Source organism: Neorickettsia helminthoeca str. Oregon, from assembly GCF_000632985.1.
GTDB classification, from domain to species: Bacteria; Pseudomonadota; Alphaproteobacteria; order Rickettsiales; family Anaplasmataceae; genus Neorickettsia; species Neorickettsia helminthoeca.
Genome location: NZ_CP007481.1, coordinates 107,919 through 124,721, shown reverse-complemented (window position 1 = coordinate 124,721; position 16,803 = coordinate 107,919). Strand labels below are relative to the sequence as shown.

Annotated in this window: 15 protein-coding genes and 2 tRNA genes; 9 read left to right on the top strand and 8 right to left on the bottom strand. The window is 41.7% G+C overall.

Annotation, left to right across the window (positions count from 1 at the left end; translation table 11 throughout):
- The first annotated feature begins 183 nt into the window (after positions 1 to 183).
- Positions 184 to 2,739 carry an alanine--tRNA ligase gene (gene alaS / locus NHE_RS00585; protein ID WP_038558852.1) on the top strand — a complete coding sequence of 852 codons (2,556 nt, stop codon included), beginning with the start codon at positions 184 to 186 and terminating at the stop codon, positions 2,737 to 2,739.
- Positions 2,740 to 2,810: 71 nt separating this feature from the next.
- Here alaS and NHE_RS00580 read toward each other — a convergent pair whose 3' ends face one another.
- The 4 genes from NHE_RS00580 to NHE_RS00565 form a co-directional block, all read right to left on the bottom strand.
- The gene (locus tag NHE_RS00580) at positions 2,811 to 4,127 is read right to left on the bottom strand and encodes a dihydroorotase (protein ID WP_038558849.1); all 1,317 of its coding nucleotides are present in this window, start codon (positions 4,125 to 4,127) and stop codon (positions 2,811 to 2,813) included.
- A gap of 105 nt (positions 4,128 to 4,232) precedes the next feature.
- Positions 4,233 to 5,570, bottom strand: a complete 1,338-nt coding sequence (locus NHE_RS00575; protein WP_051579501.1) for an alanine/glycine:cation symporter family protein — start codon at positions 5,568 to 5,570, stop codon at positions 4,233 to 4,235.
- Positions 5,571 to 5,652: 82 nt separating this feature from the next.
- Positions 5,653 to 6,681: an efflux RND transporter periplasmic adaptor subunit gene (locus tag NHE_RS00570; RefSeq protein WP_038558847.1), complete on the bottom strand. Its 1,029-nt coding sequence runs from the start codon at positions 6,679 to 6,681 to the stop codon at positions 5,653 to 5,655.
- Positions 6,682 to 6,777: 96 nt separating this feature from the next.
- A tRNA-Cys gene (locus tag NHE_RS00565) sits at positions 6,778 to 6,848 on the bottom strand.
- A 1,200-nt stretch (positions 6,849 to 8,048) separates the two neighbouring features.
- Here NHE_RS00565 and NHE_RS00555 point away from each other — a divergent pair.
- The gene (locus NHE_RS00555; RefSeq protein ID WP_038558843.1) at positions 8,049 to 8,723 is read left to right on the top strand and encodes a hypothetical protein; all 675 of its coding nucleotides are present in this window, start codon (positions 8,049 to 8,051) and stop codon (positions 8,721 to 8,723) included.
- A gap of 117 nt (positions 8,724 to 8,840) precedes the next feature.
- On the opposite strand, the gene NHE_RS00550 is transcribed toward NHE_RS00555, so the two are convergent.
- Positions 8,841 to 9,734 carry a class I fructose-bisphosphate aldolase gene (locus NHE_RS00550; protein WP_084473327.1) on the bottom strand — a complete coding sequence of 298 codons (894 nt, stop codon included), beginning with the start codon at positions 9,732 to 9,734 and terminating at the stop codon, positions 8,841 to 8,843.
- Positions 9,735 to 9,915: 181 nt separating this feature from the next.
- Between NHE_RS00550 and NHE_RS04350 the strand changes: the two genes are divergently transcribed.
- The 4 genes from NHE_RS04350 (at position 9,916) to NHE_RS00535 (ending at position 13,321) form a co-directional block, all read left to right on the top strand.
- Positions 9,916 to 10,065 carry a hypothetical protein gene (locus tag NHE_RS04350; RefSeq protein WP_156927335.1) on the top strand — a complete coding sequence of 50 codons (150 nt, stop codon included), beginning with the start codon at positions 9,916 to 9,918 and terminating at the stop codon, positions 10,063 to 10,065.
- A 126-nt stretch (positions 10,066 to 10,191) separates the two neighbouring features.
- Positions 10,192 to 11,094 carry a site-specific tyrosine recombinase/integron integrase gene (gene xerA, locus NHE_RS00545; RefSeq protein WP_038560367.1) on the top strand — a complete coding sequence of 301 codons (903 nt, stop codon included), beginning with the start codon at positions 10,192 to 10,194 and terminating at the stop codon, positions 11,092 to 11,094.
- A 71-nt stretch (positions 11,095 to 11,165) separates the two neighbouring features.
- Entirely contained in the window at positions 11,166 to 12,296 is a 1,131-nt protein-coding gene (locus NHE_RS00540; protein WP_038558839.1) for a hypothetical protein, read from the top strand.
- Between the two features lie 62 nt (positions 12,297 to 12,358).
- Positions 12,359 to 13,321 carry an RluA family pseudouridine synthase gene (locus NHE_RS00535; protein WP_232214999.1) on the top strand — a complete coding sequence of 321 codons (963 nt, stop codon included), beginning with the start codon at positions 12,359 to 12,361 and terminating at the stop codon, positions 13,319 to 13,321.
- 110 nt (positions 13,322 to 13,431) lie between these two features.
- Here NHE_RS00535 and NHE_RS00530 read toward each other — a convergent pair whose 3' ends face one another.
- The 3 genes from NHE_RS00530 to NHE_RS04345 all read right to left on the bottom strand — a co-directional run bounded on the left by NHE_RS00530 (position 13,432) and on the right by NHE_RS04345 (position 14,968).
- Positions 13,432 to 14,649 carry a lipoprotein-releasing ABC transporter permease subunit gene (locus tag NHE_RS00530; protein ID WP_038560362.1) on the bottom strand — a complete coding sequence of 406 codons (1,218 nt, stop codon included), beginning with the start codon at positions 14,647 to 14,649 and terminating at the stop codon, positions 13,432 to 13,434.
- Between the two features lie 12 nt (positions 14,650 to 14,661).
- Positions 14,662 to 14,733 (bottom strand) — tRNA-Thr (locus tag NHE_RS00525).
- 19 nt (positions 14,734 to 14,752) lie between these two features.
- Positions 14,753 to 14,968 carry a hypothetical protein gene (locus tag NHE_RS04345; protein ID WP_156927333.1) on the bottom strand — a complete coding sequence of 72 codons (216 nt, stop codon included), beginning with the start codon at positions 14,966 to 14,968 and terminating at the stop codon, positions 14,753 to 14,755.
- A 3-nt stretch (positions 14,969 to 14,971) separates the two neighbouring features.
- Here NHE_RS04345 and ispF point away from each other — a divergent pair, with 3 nt between their 5' ends.
- From ispF to atpH, 3 genes are all read left to right on the top strand, one after another.
- Complete coding sequence (gene ispF / locus NHE_RS00520) at positions 14,972 to 15,484, top strand: 2-C-methyl-D-erythritol 2,4-cyclodiphosphate synthase (protein ID WP_038558836.1); 513 nt, start codon at positions 14,972 to 14,974, stop codon at positions 15,482 to 15,484.
- Between the two features lie 79 nt (positions 15,485 to 15,563).
- Positions 15,564 to 16,115 (top strand): 5-formyltetrahydrofolate cyclo-ligase, encoded by a 552-nt coding sequence (locus NHE_RS00515; protein ID WP_038558833.1) that lies wholly within the window; start codon positions 15,564 to 15,566, stop codon positions 16,113 to 16,115.
- A gap of 151 nt (positions 16,116 to 16,266) precedes the next feature.
- On the top strand, positions 16,267 to 16,788 hold the full coding sequence (atpH, locus tag NHE_RS00510) for an ATP synthase F1 subunit delta (RefSeq protein ID WP_038558831.1): 522 nt from the start codon (positions 16,267 to 16,269) through the stop codon (positions 16,786 to 16,788).
- Positions 16,789 to 16,803: the final 15 nt, after the last annotated feature.

Sequence of the window (16,803 nt, the reverse complement as noted above, 5' to 3'; positions counted from 1 at the left end):
ATTTGTAAAGCCTCGTGGGAAGAGTAAACAGATCAAGAACTGACGCACAAAAACAGTGTTACTGGAAAATCAGAATAGAGCCCTGGGATTATCAAATCAGTACCGGTATAGCAAGATTAATATCGTACTTTACTTTGAAAAATCGAAGACATAACATTTAGATTCCGCCCTCTTGGATCGTCTATGTTGGATAACGTTAGAAAAAGATTCATAAATTTCTTCGCTGCTAATGGCCATAAGGGTCTATCTTCAGCGAGCTTGATACCACACAATGATTCTTCGTTGATGTTCGTAAATGCTGGTATGGTGCCTTTCAAAGAGTATTTTATGGATACTCGTAAAGCTCCGTACACGAATATTGTGACGTCGCAAAAGTGTGTCAGAGCAGGAGGAAAGCACAACGACCTAGAAAATGTAGGACATACTAAGCGTCACCATACTTTTTTCGAAATGCTAGGCAATTTCAGTTTCGGAGGTTACTTCAAAGAGGGGGCGATAAAGTTAGCCTGGGAATTCATAACAAAAGAGCTGAAACTAGAGAAAAATAGACTCTACATAACAATCTATCACACAGATGATGAAGCGTTTGAGATATGGAGCACACTTACAGGATTTGGAGAAGACAGGATTATAAGAATCAGCACTGATGATAATTTCTGGCAGATGGGTGATACAGGCCCGTGCGGACCCTGCTCAGAGATATTTTATGATCACGGCTCACATTTGGATGGTGATTTACCTGGAGACACAGGAGACACAGGAGAAAGATATGTAGAAATATGGAATCTTGTTTTCATGCAGTACGTAAAAGGGCAGGATGGAAATCTCACACGGATTGAGCAGCCCTGCATAGATACGGGAATGGGATTGGAAAGAATCGCAGCAGTCCTTGAAGGCACGGACGATAACTATGAGATAGCGCTGTTCAGAGAACTTATTCAGGAGTCCCAGAGAATTACTAGAAACAAGAATAATGTGACCGCACACAGAGTAATATCTGATCACATACGTTCTGCATCCTTCTTGATAGCAGACGGAGTGCTTCCTGGTAATACCGGGAAGGGATATGTTCTTAGAAGGATCACACGTAGAGCAGTACGCTATTCCAATATGTTAGGTTTCGAGAAGCCCTTACTACCCGAGCTTTTTCATACACTGGAAAAGCTCATGGGACAACATTATCCAGAACTCACAAGAGCACGCGATCTAATTTTGGAAACCCTTGAAACTGAAGAAATTTCTTTCCGCAGCACACTCAAAGCTGGAATGAAGATGCTGGATGAGATCTCTAATTCACTGAAAGAAGGGGATGTATTACCTGGAGATGTTGCATTCACCCTGTATGACACCCATGGTTTTCCATTGGATTTGACAATAGATATACTCAAAGAAAGAAAGATCTCTGTTAATGAATCAGAATTCATGGAAAAAATGCAGGGACAAAGAGCACTTGCAAGAGCTTCGTGGACGGGCAATAGGATTGACAGTTCCAACAACGAAATAAAGGCAATTCTTCTTGCACATGGAAAGACAGAGTTTATAGGATATGAATCCTTCTCAGGATCGGCGGTGGTGTTGTCTGTCATCAGCAGTGAGTCAGTCCAACTATCAAAAAAATTGACACTAGTGTTAGACAGAACAACCTTTTATCCAGAGTCTGGTGGCCAGGAAAGTGACCATGGAATCATATTTGCCAAAAGTGCCACATTAAGGGTTGAAAGGGTGTACAAATCAGCTGATGGGATCATTCTTCACGACTGCTGCATCGTGGACGGGCACACAGTGCGTAGAGACGAACAAGTGAGTCTACAGATTGATCTTGATCGTAGAAATAAGCTTGCTAGGAATCATTCTGCAACACATATACTGCACCATGTATTAAGAAAAAAACTTGGTATGCATGTGATGCAAAAGGGCTCTCTTGTTGCTGCAGATAGGTTTCGTTTTGATTTCACTCATAATCACTCTCTGACGGAAGAAGAAATCTCTGACATAGAAGACGGCATCAACTTGATGCTCTGGAATAATCATACAGTCAGCATAGACATAAAAAATATTGATGATGCTATCAAATCGGGTGCGATAGCCTTATTCGGGGAAAAATATGATGATACGGTCCGTGTCGTCTCCATAGGGGGATCTGTAGAATTATGTGGTGGTACACATGTTGGAAGTAGCGCAAGTATTGGGTTGGTGAAAATTTTATCTGAGTCTTCAATAGCACGTGGAACAAGGAGAATAGAAGCGGTAACGCATCTTGCCGCTCTTGAGTACCTGAGGGAGAAAGAGCGAAACCATCTAAATAAGCTCGATGAACTTGAATTAAGACTCAGAGCATTACAGAAGCAGCATCAAAGGGAAGTTACTCATATATATCACTGCTTAATGGAGAACGTGGAGACAAAAGTAGAGCAACATGGATCACTAAAAGTAGTAATCAAGAAGATTCACAGCGTCCCTAAAGAAGTGTTAGTAGGACTAGCACCAAGTATGAGGTCTATGGCTGACATACTGATCATGCATACGAACGTCGCTAATGGGGTATACTTGCTGATTATATTGGGCAGTGACCTTATGGGAAATAGGAAATTAATAAGCTCTATCAGGAAGCTAATCGAAGAATCCTATGGCAACATTTTTCCATCAGCACCATATATTATACAAGCTATTCTCCCGAGTATTGCGAATCTTGAAATGTGTCTTACAAAGCTGTCCGGATACATTTCTTCTGTCGGATAGACAGGATAGAACATGCTAAAATCGCGCACAGAAATCGGAACCTGATATCCGCATTTCCGCGTAGGCAATCTTTAATCCGCAGTATAAACAGAATCTCCTGCGACAATCGTGCGTAGCACCTTACCTTTAGTTTTGCGCCCAACAAAAGGAGAGTTCTTAGACTTGCTCACAAACTTCGCGGAGTCGATTACAATCTCTGCATTTAAATCCAGTAGAACCAGATCAGCTGGTGCACCCACCTTAATCCGACCAGCGCTAGAATTAATTATTCTGGCAGGATTACAGGTCAGCTTTGCTAATAGTGAGTGTAAGTCCATAACACCATCGTGATACAGCTCAAGTGAAAGAGGTAATATTGTCTCTAATCCTATAATACCGAAAGCTGCTTCCCTCAATGGAAGATTCTTATATAGACCATTATGCGGCGCATGATCAGATGCAATAGCATCAATTGTGCTATTTTTCAATGCCTCGATCATATATAGACGATCCTGCTCAGTACGCAAAGGTGGATTCATTTTAGCGTCAGTGTTGTAGTCCACCACAGCCTCCTCAGTCAGTAAGAAATGATGAGGAGTGACCTCACATGTGACGTTCATACCTCTGGACTTGGCTGTCTCTATAATCTCAACCGCTTTCTTCGTTGAAACATGTAACACGTGATAGTGAGAATCTAGTTGATCCAGGAGCATTACGTCTCGGGCAACCATCACTGACTCAGCTAAATCCGTAATACCCGGAACATTTAATTTATGTGACATCACGCCTTCATTGATACATCCCCCATTGGAGAGGTAAAGATCCTCAGCGTGTTGCGCTACAGGGACTTTCAAAAAAGCAGCATTTGCAAATGCTTGACGCATCAAAAGCGGATTCATTACTGGTAATCCGTCATCAGTAAAACCAACGGCACCTGCTTTATGTAGAGCAAACATATCGGTGAGCTCGTTACCATCATTAGTTATTGCTGCATAGCACAACACATTAACGAAACCCTCTGTCCTAGCTTTATCCCGTATGTATTTCAATGTCTCTACTGTATTAATTGGAGGTTTTGTATTAGGCTGGCAAACGACGGTCGTCACACCTCCGGCTGCAGCAGCTTTAGTCCCAGAATGTATGTCCTCATTATACAATTGACCGGGATCCCTGAGATGTACATGTATATCTATGACACCAGGAATAAGAAAGTATCCGGAACAATTTATCACCTCATCGAAGGACTTAAGCTCAATTTCACTTAACAGCGATTCACCAAAATCGCTAATTTTCCCATCAGACACAACAAGATCACCGAAAATCTCTAGTCCACTCTCAGGATCAATGATATTTGCATCGACAAATGCGATTTTCTTATCTCTCCTTTCGGGTAGATTCCATTTTGCCATTTCACTCCACAGAATTACTTCTTATAATCGTCTAGTGATTAAGGAGTCCACTAGAACTGCCATTTCCAGCATATCAAATGCTGATAAGGCAGCAAACTCAGAGTCTTATACACTCTTATTGGTCTCATGCACGACTGTCTTCGCTAGGAAGGCTATCCCTATTAGATTCGTAATAAGCATAATCGCGGAAGCAAGATCAACAACTCTCCAAAGGGAGTACACATCAAATAATGCACCAAGTGGCATGATAAGTACAAAGAAAACTTTCCATAATTTGAGCACCTTAGGATCATAATTTGTTAGATACTCGAACGAGCACTGAGCACAAAAGGACCAGGTCAGAACGGTCGTGAAAGCAAAGCAGAAAAGTACTACAATGAGGAAGTAACCTGCAAATTCACTATTAGTACCTACCTTGAAGGCTTCGAAACACATGTTAGTACTCTCGAATGGACCCGCTACAACTCCCGTTACCATCAGCACCAGGGCCGTAACGAAGCAAACTAACAGAACAATAAAAGGGGAGATTACCCCTATAAGACCTTGTTCGACTTCTAAAGGGAGCGTATGGCCCTCTTGATGTTTCACGTTGGCATGAAGGATCCCCTCCAATCCGAAGCCTATGTCAGAAGCGAATATCCCTCTTGAGATACCCATTTGCATGGTAGCGAAAAATTGACTCCAAACAAAACCGATAGCACCACCCTGGACGTCCGTAGTGTTCCAAACAGAACTAAATATCAATGAGATAGCGGCAGGAATCTTACCAGCATTTATGACAAGTATGTATATAGAAATCCCTAAGTAGGCGATCGCCATAAATGGCACAACAAACGAGATCACTCTGGTGAAGACTCTCAATTTACCTAATGTCACAACAGCGACGATAGACGCAAAAAATAGCCCCCCATAGATTCTTGGGATGTTGATGTAATCCATGGGTAAAGCAAGTGAATTGACTTGCACTAGTCCTCCACCGATAACTGCTGTACAGATCGTGCCCAAACAAAACAAAGCTGCCAGAGCTTTAGATCCAAAACCATCACGAAGAAAGTACATCGGACCACCAATAAAGCGGCTACCTCGTCTTATTCTGTGCACTAGGCTCAGATAGCAGGTAACGTACTTGATCGAAGCAGTAAAAAGAATAATAAGAACCATCCAGATTATCGAACCAGGTCCACCGATAGAAAGTGCGATCGCAGTACCGGAAAGATTGCCTACACCAAGGTTGCCACCCAATATAGCAGAGAAAGCTGAAAAGGATGACATATTTCTATGGGAACCCTTAGCTGGTATAAAAAGGCATTTGACTGCAGTCGGCAACTTCACGATATGAATCCAACCCATCTTGCAGGAAGTCCAGAAACCTATACAGATAAGCATAGGGATCACGAAAAACTGAAGAAAATAATTCTGAAAAATAAAGAAAAACTCAAGCATCTGTATGACCCATTTCCGTGAAAAAACACTGAAAAATCTGACTGTCCTTAGTCATGCTCACATAACATATGGACTCAATCATTTATAATTTTTTATCTTCTATAAGCAAACTACTCCCGACAACAACTACTTCTACTTCTCCCTTTAAAGCGTCCTGGGAGATCCAAAACCATTCCCCTTCTTCCTCTATCACCTCTACATGTACAGACTTGACCGCTCCCTCACTTATCACCTTCATGGTGATATTATTATCCTTATCCAGTACCAGCGCACTTGCAGGAACTCTATAAAGAAATCGTTTCTCTATTATAACTTTCACTTGAGCTGTGGTTCCTACAGGAATAATACTTTCGCCTATACAACCCTGATTTATTTTTATTTCAACTGGAAAAGTGCGAGTTGCTGTATCAGGAACTAATGAAACGAACTTCACCTTACCTCTACAGTCCCCTAATCCAGAAAGTTCAATCTCAGCATCTAGACCTTCCTTCAAAGTTAAGATATTCCTTTCCGACACCTTGATGCGCACCAGGTAATCACCGAAGGGTATAATCTCCCCCAACAAAGTTACGCCCGGGGATACCAAATCCCCATGGGATACATTAATCTTACTCAACACCCCGGAGACCGGCGCTCTGATAATGTGCTTTTCTATTTGATTTTCCAATGCTTTCAAGTCGGCTTCAGCTTTTTTCAAACCCGCAAGTGCTCCGGAAAATTTCGCTGCTGGTAGATATCCGGATTCGTGTAAATCCTTTGCAGCTTGATATTCCATTCTTCTTTCCTCAGCTAGAGCTCTCAAACTCTGTAAATGAATCTCTTGTACACTACTATCAAGACGTAATATTTCGTCACCTTGTTGTACTACTTCTCCATCCTTAGAGACTTTTTGTACTACCTCAGCCTGCACCTGCGGGTAAAGAAAATATCGCTGTACAGTATCAACGAAGCCATACCCACTTATTACGACTGGACGTAAAGACGGCGTTACTACAGCTGTCTTGAAGTAACGCGACTCCACCACTGCAGATTCAACTTCCTTTTCGCTATCCTTTAAGCACGAGCACAAGAAAATAACCATGCATAGCAGGACTAGTAGAGAAAACCTCATAACGACGAAACAAAGCGATCACCTCGAAAGTCAACAACTGGAAAATGCCTGAGGACGAAAGAAGAGAACAAAAGGGCTATCATGATCATTCTTTTGAGGCCGGAGCCGGAATCGAACCGACCTACAAGGATTTGCAGTCCTCTGCATAACCAATCTGCCATCCAGCCTTAAACACAAGCTATTCTACACCAATCTGAAGAAACTATCCATGCCTCAGCACTCTAGTAGATTTCTCGTGGATCTAAATTCTCAGAGCTTTTCTGATAAAAAGACAACATTTCATTGGAGGTTTGTAGCAATAGCACAGAAGCTCCTATCAGGAATAACCTTTGAACGCATGCTAGAAATTATCAAGAGGGAAGCTCTCAATTCGTTTTCGTATAAATTCGTATAAACTTTTGCAAATTCAATTTCCAACTGAAACAAGAGACCAGGAATCCGTACTGCTACAAACCCAGAATTGCAATATTCTCATAGTACGAACATGCAATCTATCTATTTGAGAAAGTATACTATCAATGACCGAACAACACGCATCGCCAAGCACGTCCATAAGGCAAGTAGGGAAATACCGACGGTGTAAGCAGTAAAGATTTTCGATGGCAAACTCAATGGAAACGGTGATTTGAGTACAAACGGCGATACAGCGCAAATCAAACGCGAGGAAAGCAAAACAATCAGATTTTCTTGTGCTGGATAAGCCAAGAAACGACATCACCAAGGACAGGAGTAGTTATCAAGGCTACTAGAACCTCACTTGCTTGGTATACGTGGTAACACTTGGACATATTTCTCTGGAGCACAAAAATGCTCGATCTGAGAAGCATTTTTGATCTCTATTTTCACAGGCTGTATCAACCTTAAGGCATGAGATTCGTTAACATTGTGCAATATCTGTTATACATCCTCAGCTCGGGTATTGGTGGAAGTATTGGTACTAGTACAGGTTTAAAGCACTAATACTATCTTCTTGCGAGGATAGATGGTAAAATTTGTAAGAAAGTGATAGGCTTATTTCTCTAATGTAGAATAATTCCAGCTATTGGAAAATACGACTAATCCAAGAGGGTCTCTACATCACCGGGAAGAAATCGAAAGCCAAAATTGTATTTGGGGTCTGAGAGAGGTGATCGTGTTAACAGTTCATATAGCTGTTGTAGCACTACCTCTAAACTACAGACTAATAAAGGCAACCAATCGCATTTTGATCTGGGTGTAAGTTGGAGTAGCAACGTACGTTAGGCTAAAGTTGAAGCTTATAACTTTCCTTCTCCAAGAGTTAGTAACAGAATTTGGACGATTATAGAATGTAATAGAATGCATTGTAAGTCTATTTTGACTAGATAATAACCTTCATCGTAAAAAGCATGCTCGGCCCACAAAATCTTCCGATCAATAAGGATATAGATATAAACAACATAGCTAGTCAGGCTCCTTCAAGTAGGAGTTGTACTAAATCACAAGCTACGAAACTGTTACACCGAAATATTTGTATAGCCCTTGCGCTGATTTTTATCGTCGCAGTCCTGGTGTACAACCTGACTATAGCAATAACCAAGTGCAGCCTTCATGGTGATTGCGAAACAACACTGGCACTCAATATAATTGCCCTGTTGATTCTAATCTTTTCGTTCTGTTATTACCTGCTAGTCAAAGCCAGGGAATATCTTGGGTTGGGAGGTGAGCCGCAACTACCTAAGGCTTTGGATTTCACAGACGCCGTACATAGTCCGTATTGGAGTTCACTAGAAGCAGAACAAAAAGAGGAGGAAATCGCGGAGATTTATGTATGCGAGCTACCCTCTGATGAAGCTGCACCAATTCTAGCTTTTGAGAACAGATCTTATCTAAACGCTAATGAAGATTCTGCCCAGCAAGGCCCAGAGAATCAGAGTCCTCACCCAGGACCAAGTCCTAACGGGATCCACGCTCAACCACGCACACGGGATGATTATGTTTTACAAGACGTAGCGAGTGCGAGATTACAATCAGCAGTATTTGGCAGTTCTGCTACAGACCAAAGCGAGGAAAATAGTCGGTAGCGCTTTTGTGGAAAAGAATTCAACATCCACAGGTCGCCAGTGCATTGATCCTCGTTGAAAAGGTTGTAAACCTGAGCAACTAACGAACTGTAACTACACAAAAATGCGAACTCATACTCACTGCCTATATAGTGAGATAATCTCCGAAAGCATCTCAAGAGCTTCCTTCTGGGGCCGCTGGAAGGCATTTCTTCCCATTATAGAGCCTGCCCCACCACCATTTCTGATAGCTTTTATCTCTTCATAAAGAGTAGGTAAACCCTTACTCTGCCCACCAGAAAATAAAACCAGCCTTTTCCCAGCAAAACAAGATCTTACAATCACCTTTACCCTATCAGAAAGATCCTCTACTACCCCAAGTTTACTATGAGCATTAGCAAGATCGGCACTAGGTAGTTTCACTTTCACAATGTCGGCACCAGCGAGACAGGCCATGTGCGCCGCATAAGACACAATATCCAATGCGATCTCATCCTTAGAGGGTAGATCACCTCCACGCGGATAAGCCCATATCACAACTAGAAGTCCAAGAGACTTGGCCTTAGCTATAACTTTAGCAGATTCACCTAACATCAACCTATAGTTTTCAGAGCCCGGATAAATCGTGAGACCTATCCCAACACATCCGAGCTTGAGAGCATCTTCAGGAGTTCCAATGTAAGCCTGATCCGGAGGGCAACTCTTAGGGAAAAGCTTACTGGCACTATTAAGTTTCAGAATCAGAGGAACCCTGTTAGGATACTTATGAGCAACATCCGCAAGCATGGAAAGTGGAGCAGCATACGCACTAAGACCGGCTTCGATAGCCAGTTGAATATGATACTCCGGATCATAAGAAGGCAAATTGCCATGGAAACTTTCATCTGGACCATGCTCGAAGCCTTGGTCTACTGGCAGTATTAGAAGCCTCCCTGTATTCGCAAGCCGCCCATGCATGAGAACCCTAGCGAGATTCGCCCTAGAGCCGGCAGAATTATGTGAATAGGCTGATAATATTGTATCGATGCGCATCATAAAGTCGGTATCAAAGGGAGATTGTAAAAATTTATTCTAACGAAATCAACACTTAGAAATCACTATGACTCAGTGAATTCCTTGAGGTCAAACACACTATGATGGAAAACCTTATAGCCACAGCAAGCATTAAGGATGTAAGATGAAAGGGTTCAACACTAAGCATCGGAGACAAATAATGCGAAAAAAAAATAAATCCATAAGAAAGAAGATCATACTGTTGGTGTTATCCATTTTAGGATTAATATTTGTATTCAGTTATCTCACTCTCCCGCGTGAAACACTTGTGGAAAGACAACTGGATATCACAAAGAAACTCGCTGAGTAACGTTCTTGAGGAAAACTTCCTTCGCTTCGGAGCTGGATTGAGAGATCAAGGTGCCGTCGATGATACAGAAGTACTGCCCTTATAGGAAGAGTAGATGGATACATTGAAACAAGTGTGGGAGAATTCATGAGCATAAATGATAATAAATACATTGAGCATTTTCTGGAAAAGATGCTTGTGGAGAGGAATGCATCATTTAATACGATCGCCAGTTACAAAACAGATCTAGTGCTTTTGCAGAAGTTCCTTGAAGAGACTGAATTCATCCAAGCTTCAAAGGAAGATCTATGTAGTTACATCACCGGACTTAAAGAGAGAGGATACTCGAGCGCCACAATAAGAAGAAAAATCGCCACACTCAGACAATTTTATACTTTCCTGTACTTCGAGAAGCTCATTTACATTAATCCCATGAAGGATATTGAGTTACCAAAGAAAGCCCTGATACTGCCAAGATATCTAATCAAGGAGGAGATAAAAGGATTACTTACATTTCTTGGGCAGGGTTATCCGGACACACTACGTCTACATACGATGCTAGAAATGTTATATGCATCAGGTATGCGGGTTTCTGAGTTAATACGGTTAAAGATTGCAGACATAGGGCCACTTTTGAAAGGGCAACAGCACATCATTATCCAGGGCAAAGGAAGAAAAGAAAGGATACTGCCATTCTCCAAGAGGTCTATAGAAGTACTGATACGATATTTACACTCCCATCAAAGTACTTCGGAATGGCTTTTCCCGGGCACCGGTGGGAAAAACAGGCACATATCCAGACAAAGATTGGGTCAACTTCTAAAGGAACTGGCAATAAAGTGCAATATTGCCCCAGAAAGAATCTCGCCGCATGTTATCCGACATTCATTCGCGACACACCTACTGGACAGGGGAATGGACATAAAACTTGTACAAGATCTCCTTGGACATTCACAGATTACCACCACACAGATCTATACTCACGTTTCACAACAAGAGCTACACAGGGAGGTGATTTCTCACCATCCTCTTTCAAAGAAAAATCCCTAACCAATGGAAAAAGCAACACTAAAATACAACTTTATAGATACACTCTGTGGACAGAGTATGACAAAAATGGTATGCTTGGGAGCATATCCGGTTTGAAATCAGAAATGATACTAAAGGTAGGCTCTGACGTTACTGTTAAAGACCTCACAGGTCCGGATTCTATGTATATGGACGGTGTTGTGACACTGTTATTAGCTTCTATTGGTGCACGAGCAAAGGGGAAGGCGACGTTTTGTGTCGTAAACCATGCGTCATTTGTCCGAGCTCGCTTGTGGCCTGAAAAACTCAATGATTTACAGAGTCGCAATAATTTCCTGAATTCAGTGGTAGCAGCGGCAAGAACTGAGTTATTAATAAAAAAAAGTCACACTGCACAAACAACAGTTGTGGAGACTGGCCTTCCAGATAATGGACACTGGCAAACATTTATCACTTTCAGGGATCCTGAGCAAAGCGAAAGAATATATACACTAGTTTTAAACAGCTCTCCTAGTAGATTTACTGTAGAGAAGGCTCTAGAGGCATATGTTTTATTCATTCAGGATGGTGTATACCTGCAATGTGATTCGTATTCTTGTGGTGTATTCGCTGTTGAAGCTGCAAAACATTTTACTTACAACCCACGGAATGTGGCGGAAGCACTTGCTCATAAAAAAGAAAACCTTCTCGGAGCTGAAGAGCTGTCGATCCTTGCTCCTGATCTTGAAAGGATCATCAACAAAAGTGGAGTAGAGCTGCAGAACACACTTAATGCTATAAGGGAAGAACACAGTAGGGATATCTCTAAACACAAATGTTTATTAGAATGTGATTACACGCATTCATTTTGCGAGAATGTAATGGATGCCTACGATGCATTAGAATCAGGAGTAGGTCTTCCAGATGAGGAAATACTGAAAAGACTGCGTCTGAGTAGAAAAGCTGTGTGCATTTGGATTCCTGTTTGCACAGCTGTTCTCTGCCTGAATATCGCTGCATTTGCTTTTTTTCTGAACAGGGCTGTCCATGATTATGCGACTGTTGATGCTGTTAGCAGAGGTCTTCTCTTTACTGCCACCGTTGCCTCAGCCGTGGTGATAGCAGCAAGTATTGCGGGATTAATTTACATGTTCACTGAGCTAGAAACTAAAGCAAAGAATCAAATAACGGATCCAAAGCTTCAAGGAGTGGTAACAGGGCAAGAATCCAAAATAGCGCCCTAGGCTAATTTACTTGAGAGTCCTATCTACTGTAATCTGTAGGTTGATCCTCCGAATGAAGATTGGTGAAAGACAAGTACATTGTATCAGAAGACGAACATGGTGTGCGCTTGGATCTCTTTCTGCTGCGAGCCCTTGCTGTATTATCACGCAGCAAGGTTCAACAGCTGATAAGATGGGGAATGGTTACATTAGCTGGGAAAAGTGTTTTAAAACCCTCACAATGTGTTTTCTGTGGACAGGAGTACTCTATATTGGGTATGGCAACCGCGCAAAAACAACGCAAGCCGTACTCCCACGCACTCGATATCAGATACCAGGATGAAGGTTTAGTCGTACTCTATAAACCCGCAGGATTAGTAGTACATCCAGGAATAGGAAACAAAGATCGCACACTAGTGAACGCACTCTTACATCACTATACCCAAGAGCAGCTAAGCAATGCAGGGTCCATACGACCAGGGATAGTGCATAGACTAGATAAAGATACAGAAGGTTTTCTTATCGTGGCAAAAACTGATCATGTGCACGCACTACTTTGCGAGATGATCAAAAATCGAGAAGTTAGGCGCAAATATCTGGCTATTACTCATGCTGTCCCGGGACTCACATCAGGGGCCATCAGAACACTAATCAAGAGGGATCGCAAAAAAATGGTAGTGAGCCAGCACACTGGGAAAAGTGCTATCACATATTACAACGTCATAGCTCAAAGTAGCGATAGGAAGTATAGCGTCATAGAGTGCACACTAGAAACTGGAAGAACACATCAGATTAGGGTACACATGAAATCCTTAGGTTGTCCCATTCTCGGTGACAAGTTATACGGCCTGAAAAAAGAAGCTGATCTAATAATGGAACATCATGGACTATGGGCGCATTCGCTTCAATTTACCCATCCACTGACACATGAGGAACTAAAATTCTACATTGAACCGACTGAGATTATATACGCATTCACAGAGAAACTTAGATGCCATAGTTTAAGTGAATCCACTCGCAATATGGGCAGCCCCGAGATATCATGACAGAGAGGATTAGGTAGATCAATACCGCTGTATACAGAAGCTCAGATAGATCGGGAGCTTAGAATACCTTTGAAATAATTATGGAAGTGGTCACAAGGGAGCTTACACTTTCAGCGCAGCACAGAGCCAGGATTCTGTATGGAAGCCTTATAAGCTGGCGGAATAGTCGCCAAAAATGCAATCAACATCGCTGACAGTGATATTACCGTCACTCCAGTAAAACTCAGAGAAACTGGTATTTTATCCACAAAATACACAGAAGGATCAAAGAGAGGCTCTTCTGTCAATTTTTCTATCATGGACCTCACACCATTGATATTCAGACTCAAAAGTACCCCCAGGAACGCCCCAAGAGCTGTACCTGCTACCCCGATTATACTACCACATGAAATGAAGATCCTGATGATACTAGCTTTCGTCATTCCCATTGTCCTCAGGATCGCAATAGATTGCTTTTTTTCGTCCACCAACATGAACAAACTCGAAATGATATTAAATGCTGCCACTAAGACAATCATCATTAGAATGATGGACATTATACTTTTTTCAATCTTTATTGCACGGAAATACGGATTTTTCTCATCCTGCCAACTTGATATATCCATTTCAGGCAACTTAGACATTATCTTCTTAGAAACATCATGAGCAATGCCAGGATCGTCTAGATAAATACTGACGTTATTCAAACCAGAGCGGAAAAAAATTGATGCAATATCAAAGGGCATATAGATCAGCGCACTATCGTACTCTACCATTCCGAACGAGAAGATTGCAGCAATTTTTATACGCTTCATCCTTGGGATTGGGCCAAGTATTGTGTTGCTATACGATGCTGATAAGAAAGTAATCTCATCACCAACACCGACTCCAAGACTATCGGCTATTCTCTTTCCGATGATCACACCATCCTGAAATCCCGAAACTTCCCCAGCAACTATCTTGTCCATTACGAAATGGTCATCGGAAAAATCCTGTAGACTCATCGCCTTAACTAGGACTCCTGTCACCTCATTGCCATTTGAAACAATGGATTGCATTTCAAGCGCAGGTACTACGGTAGAGATGTGTTCTATTTCAGATAAGGAAGCGTTCAGAGTTGCAAAGTCATCATAGGTATAGTGCCGCACTCTAATATTGACATGGCCACCAATACCAATAAGACTTGAAAACAATTCGTTTCTAAAACCATCCATCACTGAGGTCACAACAATCAGTGAAGCAACGCCTATAGCTATCCCTAGTAGCGAGAGGATGGAGACAAGCCCCCTGAAGCTCTTCGAAGCCAAGTAGCTCCAAGCGATTTCTAATTCTAATTTTGGGACAAACATTCTATAAAGGGGTGCCGCTATCAAGAATCGAACTTGAGACCTCTTCATTACCAATGAAGCGCGCTACCACTGAGCCATAGCGGCGAGACTCCAGGATATCTTACTACAATATTGCGCCACTGACCATATCATACTTACCAGGTAGATTTAGATGTAAAAATTGCTTATGTGCACTACTATTGGAATCTCCAATATCGAAAACACCTGAAATCATAGAGTTTACTGATTCTCCAACATGTTCAAGAAATTCTGTGGACGTTTCAATTTTCACAAGATTCATGTTATGACATCCTAGGTCTTGTAGGCTTTCGGTAGACATTAAATGTTTCGCATTGGATTTGGATACGACGTTCATAGGATAGAGAGAGTTCAAAGCGAAGATGATGGGTTCACGATGTTGTGTAGTATTCAAATTCCTTGTAGCTACAGGGTGATAGCACACTCGGATGGCGATGTTGCCTTACATGCTCTAGTCGATGCTCTCCTCGGGGCGGCTAACATAGAATACGCAAATGACATCGGTACACTTTTTCCCAACACAGATCCGCAGTGGAAGGGAAAGGCTTCGTCTTATCTCGTGAGAGAAGTGATATCACTTCTCTCACGAGAGGGGTATCAGGTGAACAACGCAGACCTGACGATAGTGTGTGAGGCACCAAAAATTCAGAGTTATAAAGATGTGATGCGGGGAAAAGTAGCGGTGTTGCTCGGAGTTGCAAAAAGCCAAGTGAGTATCAAGGCAACAACAACGGAAAAGCTCGGATTTGAGGGTAGGAAGGAAGGGATTTCGACTTATGCCGTTGTATCCTTGATCAAAAGTGATCCTGGCAGTTGATCTCGGAAATGATGATATACTTATTCAGTGCTGACGAAAATGTGATCTCCATACTGAAAACAACACCTATAGGCAACCAATGAATAAGGCCCCATTGAGGAAAAAGTACCGCCAAATAAGAAAGGAATTACCGAATAAGCCTCTACTGGATACATCAATAATGGAGAACTTTCTTAGGGAGTTTCGCTTGAGGCAATATGCAAGCATTGGTCTCTACATTCCACTTGATGGTGAAGTCGATCCTATGCTTCTATTGAATAATCTAACAGATAAAATCTTGTGTCTACCATGTACCTCAGGGAGTAGAGAAATGCTTTTCAGAACATGGAAAAACGGTGATGAGTTAATACAACTCAAAAATTCTCAGATAAGACAACCCAAGAATGGAGTCAGAATCACTCCTGACGTGGTACTTGTCCCCTTGATAGCATTCAACGAAGACTGTCATAGATTAGGCTTCGGTAAGGGATTCTTTGATAGGTTCATTGATTCTTCAAGATCAAATGGTTTTCATACACGTTACATAGGTCTTGGATACGATGAACAACTCTGCGCTGAGCTAAAAATAGAAAAACATGATCAACCACTAGATTCCATCATCACCCAGAGCACGGTATATAGAAGAAAGTAGACTCTCTTGAAAAATCGTCAAAAATATCGAAGTAGACTATTACCAAAACCAGGAATACTGGATTCAGGTAACAGCAAGGAATCTATTACCCCAAGATTTGCAAAAACTCTGCAGCTGTAAGAGAATGTGTAAGGCATCTAAAAAAATCTAAATGCAGGAATATATAGCTAATAGGTATGCGCGCTCCTTGTATGAGGTTTGCGCGGATGAATTAGAAAAAGTTGCTCATGAATTCATCGCGTTGCTCAGAGAAAATGATTTTCTTTCTTCAACTAGGATAGCTTCAGCCATGAAGGTGCACGTCGTCGAAAACATTGGAGTCCCAGTTGCACTGAGGAATTTATGTAAGATTCTTCTGACAAATCATCGAGGTGCTTTATGCTCGAAAGTGCTCACGGAATACCTAAAAATTGTAAAGAAAAACAGGGGAGAAATCGATGTACTAGTAGAGTCTTATACTGATTTAAACACCAAAGCTGAAAAAAGTATTATAGCTGCCTTGGTGGGTATTTTCCCTGAATTCAAAAAAGTGAATATCGTCCAAAAGATAAATAGCGGACTATTAGGCGGTTTTACAATCAAAATGAATTCGATAATGATAGACCTCTCCATTATCGGAAGGCTAGAGAAATATAGAAGTATGAGCCATGGGGCTATTTCTGAGATGATTTAATAAGAAGGAGAAAAG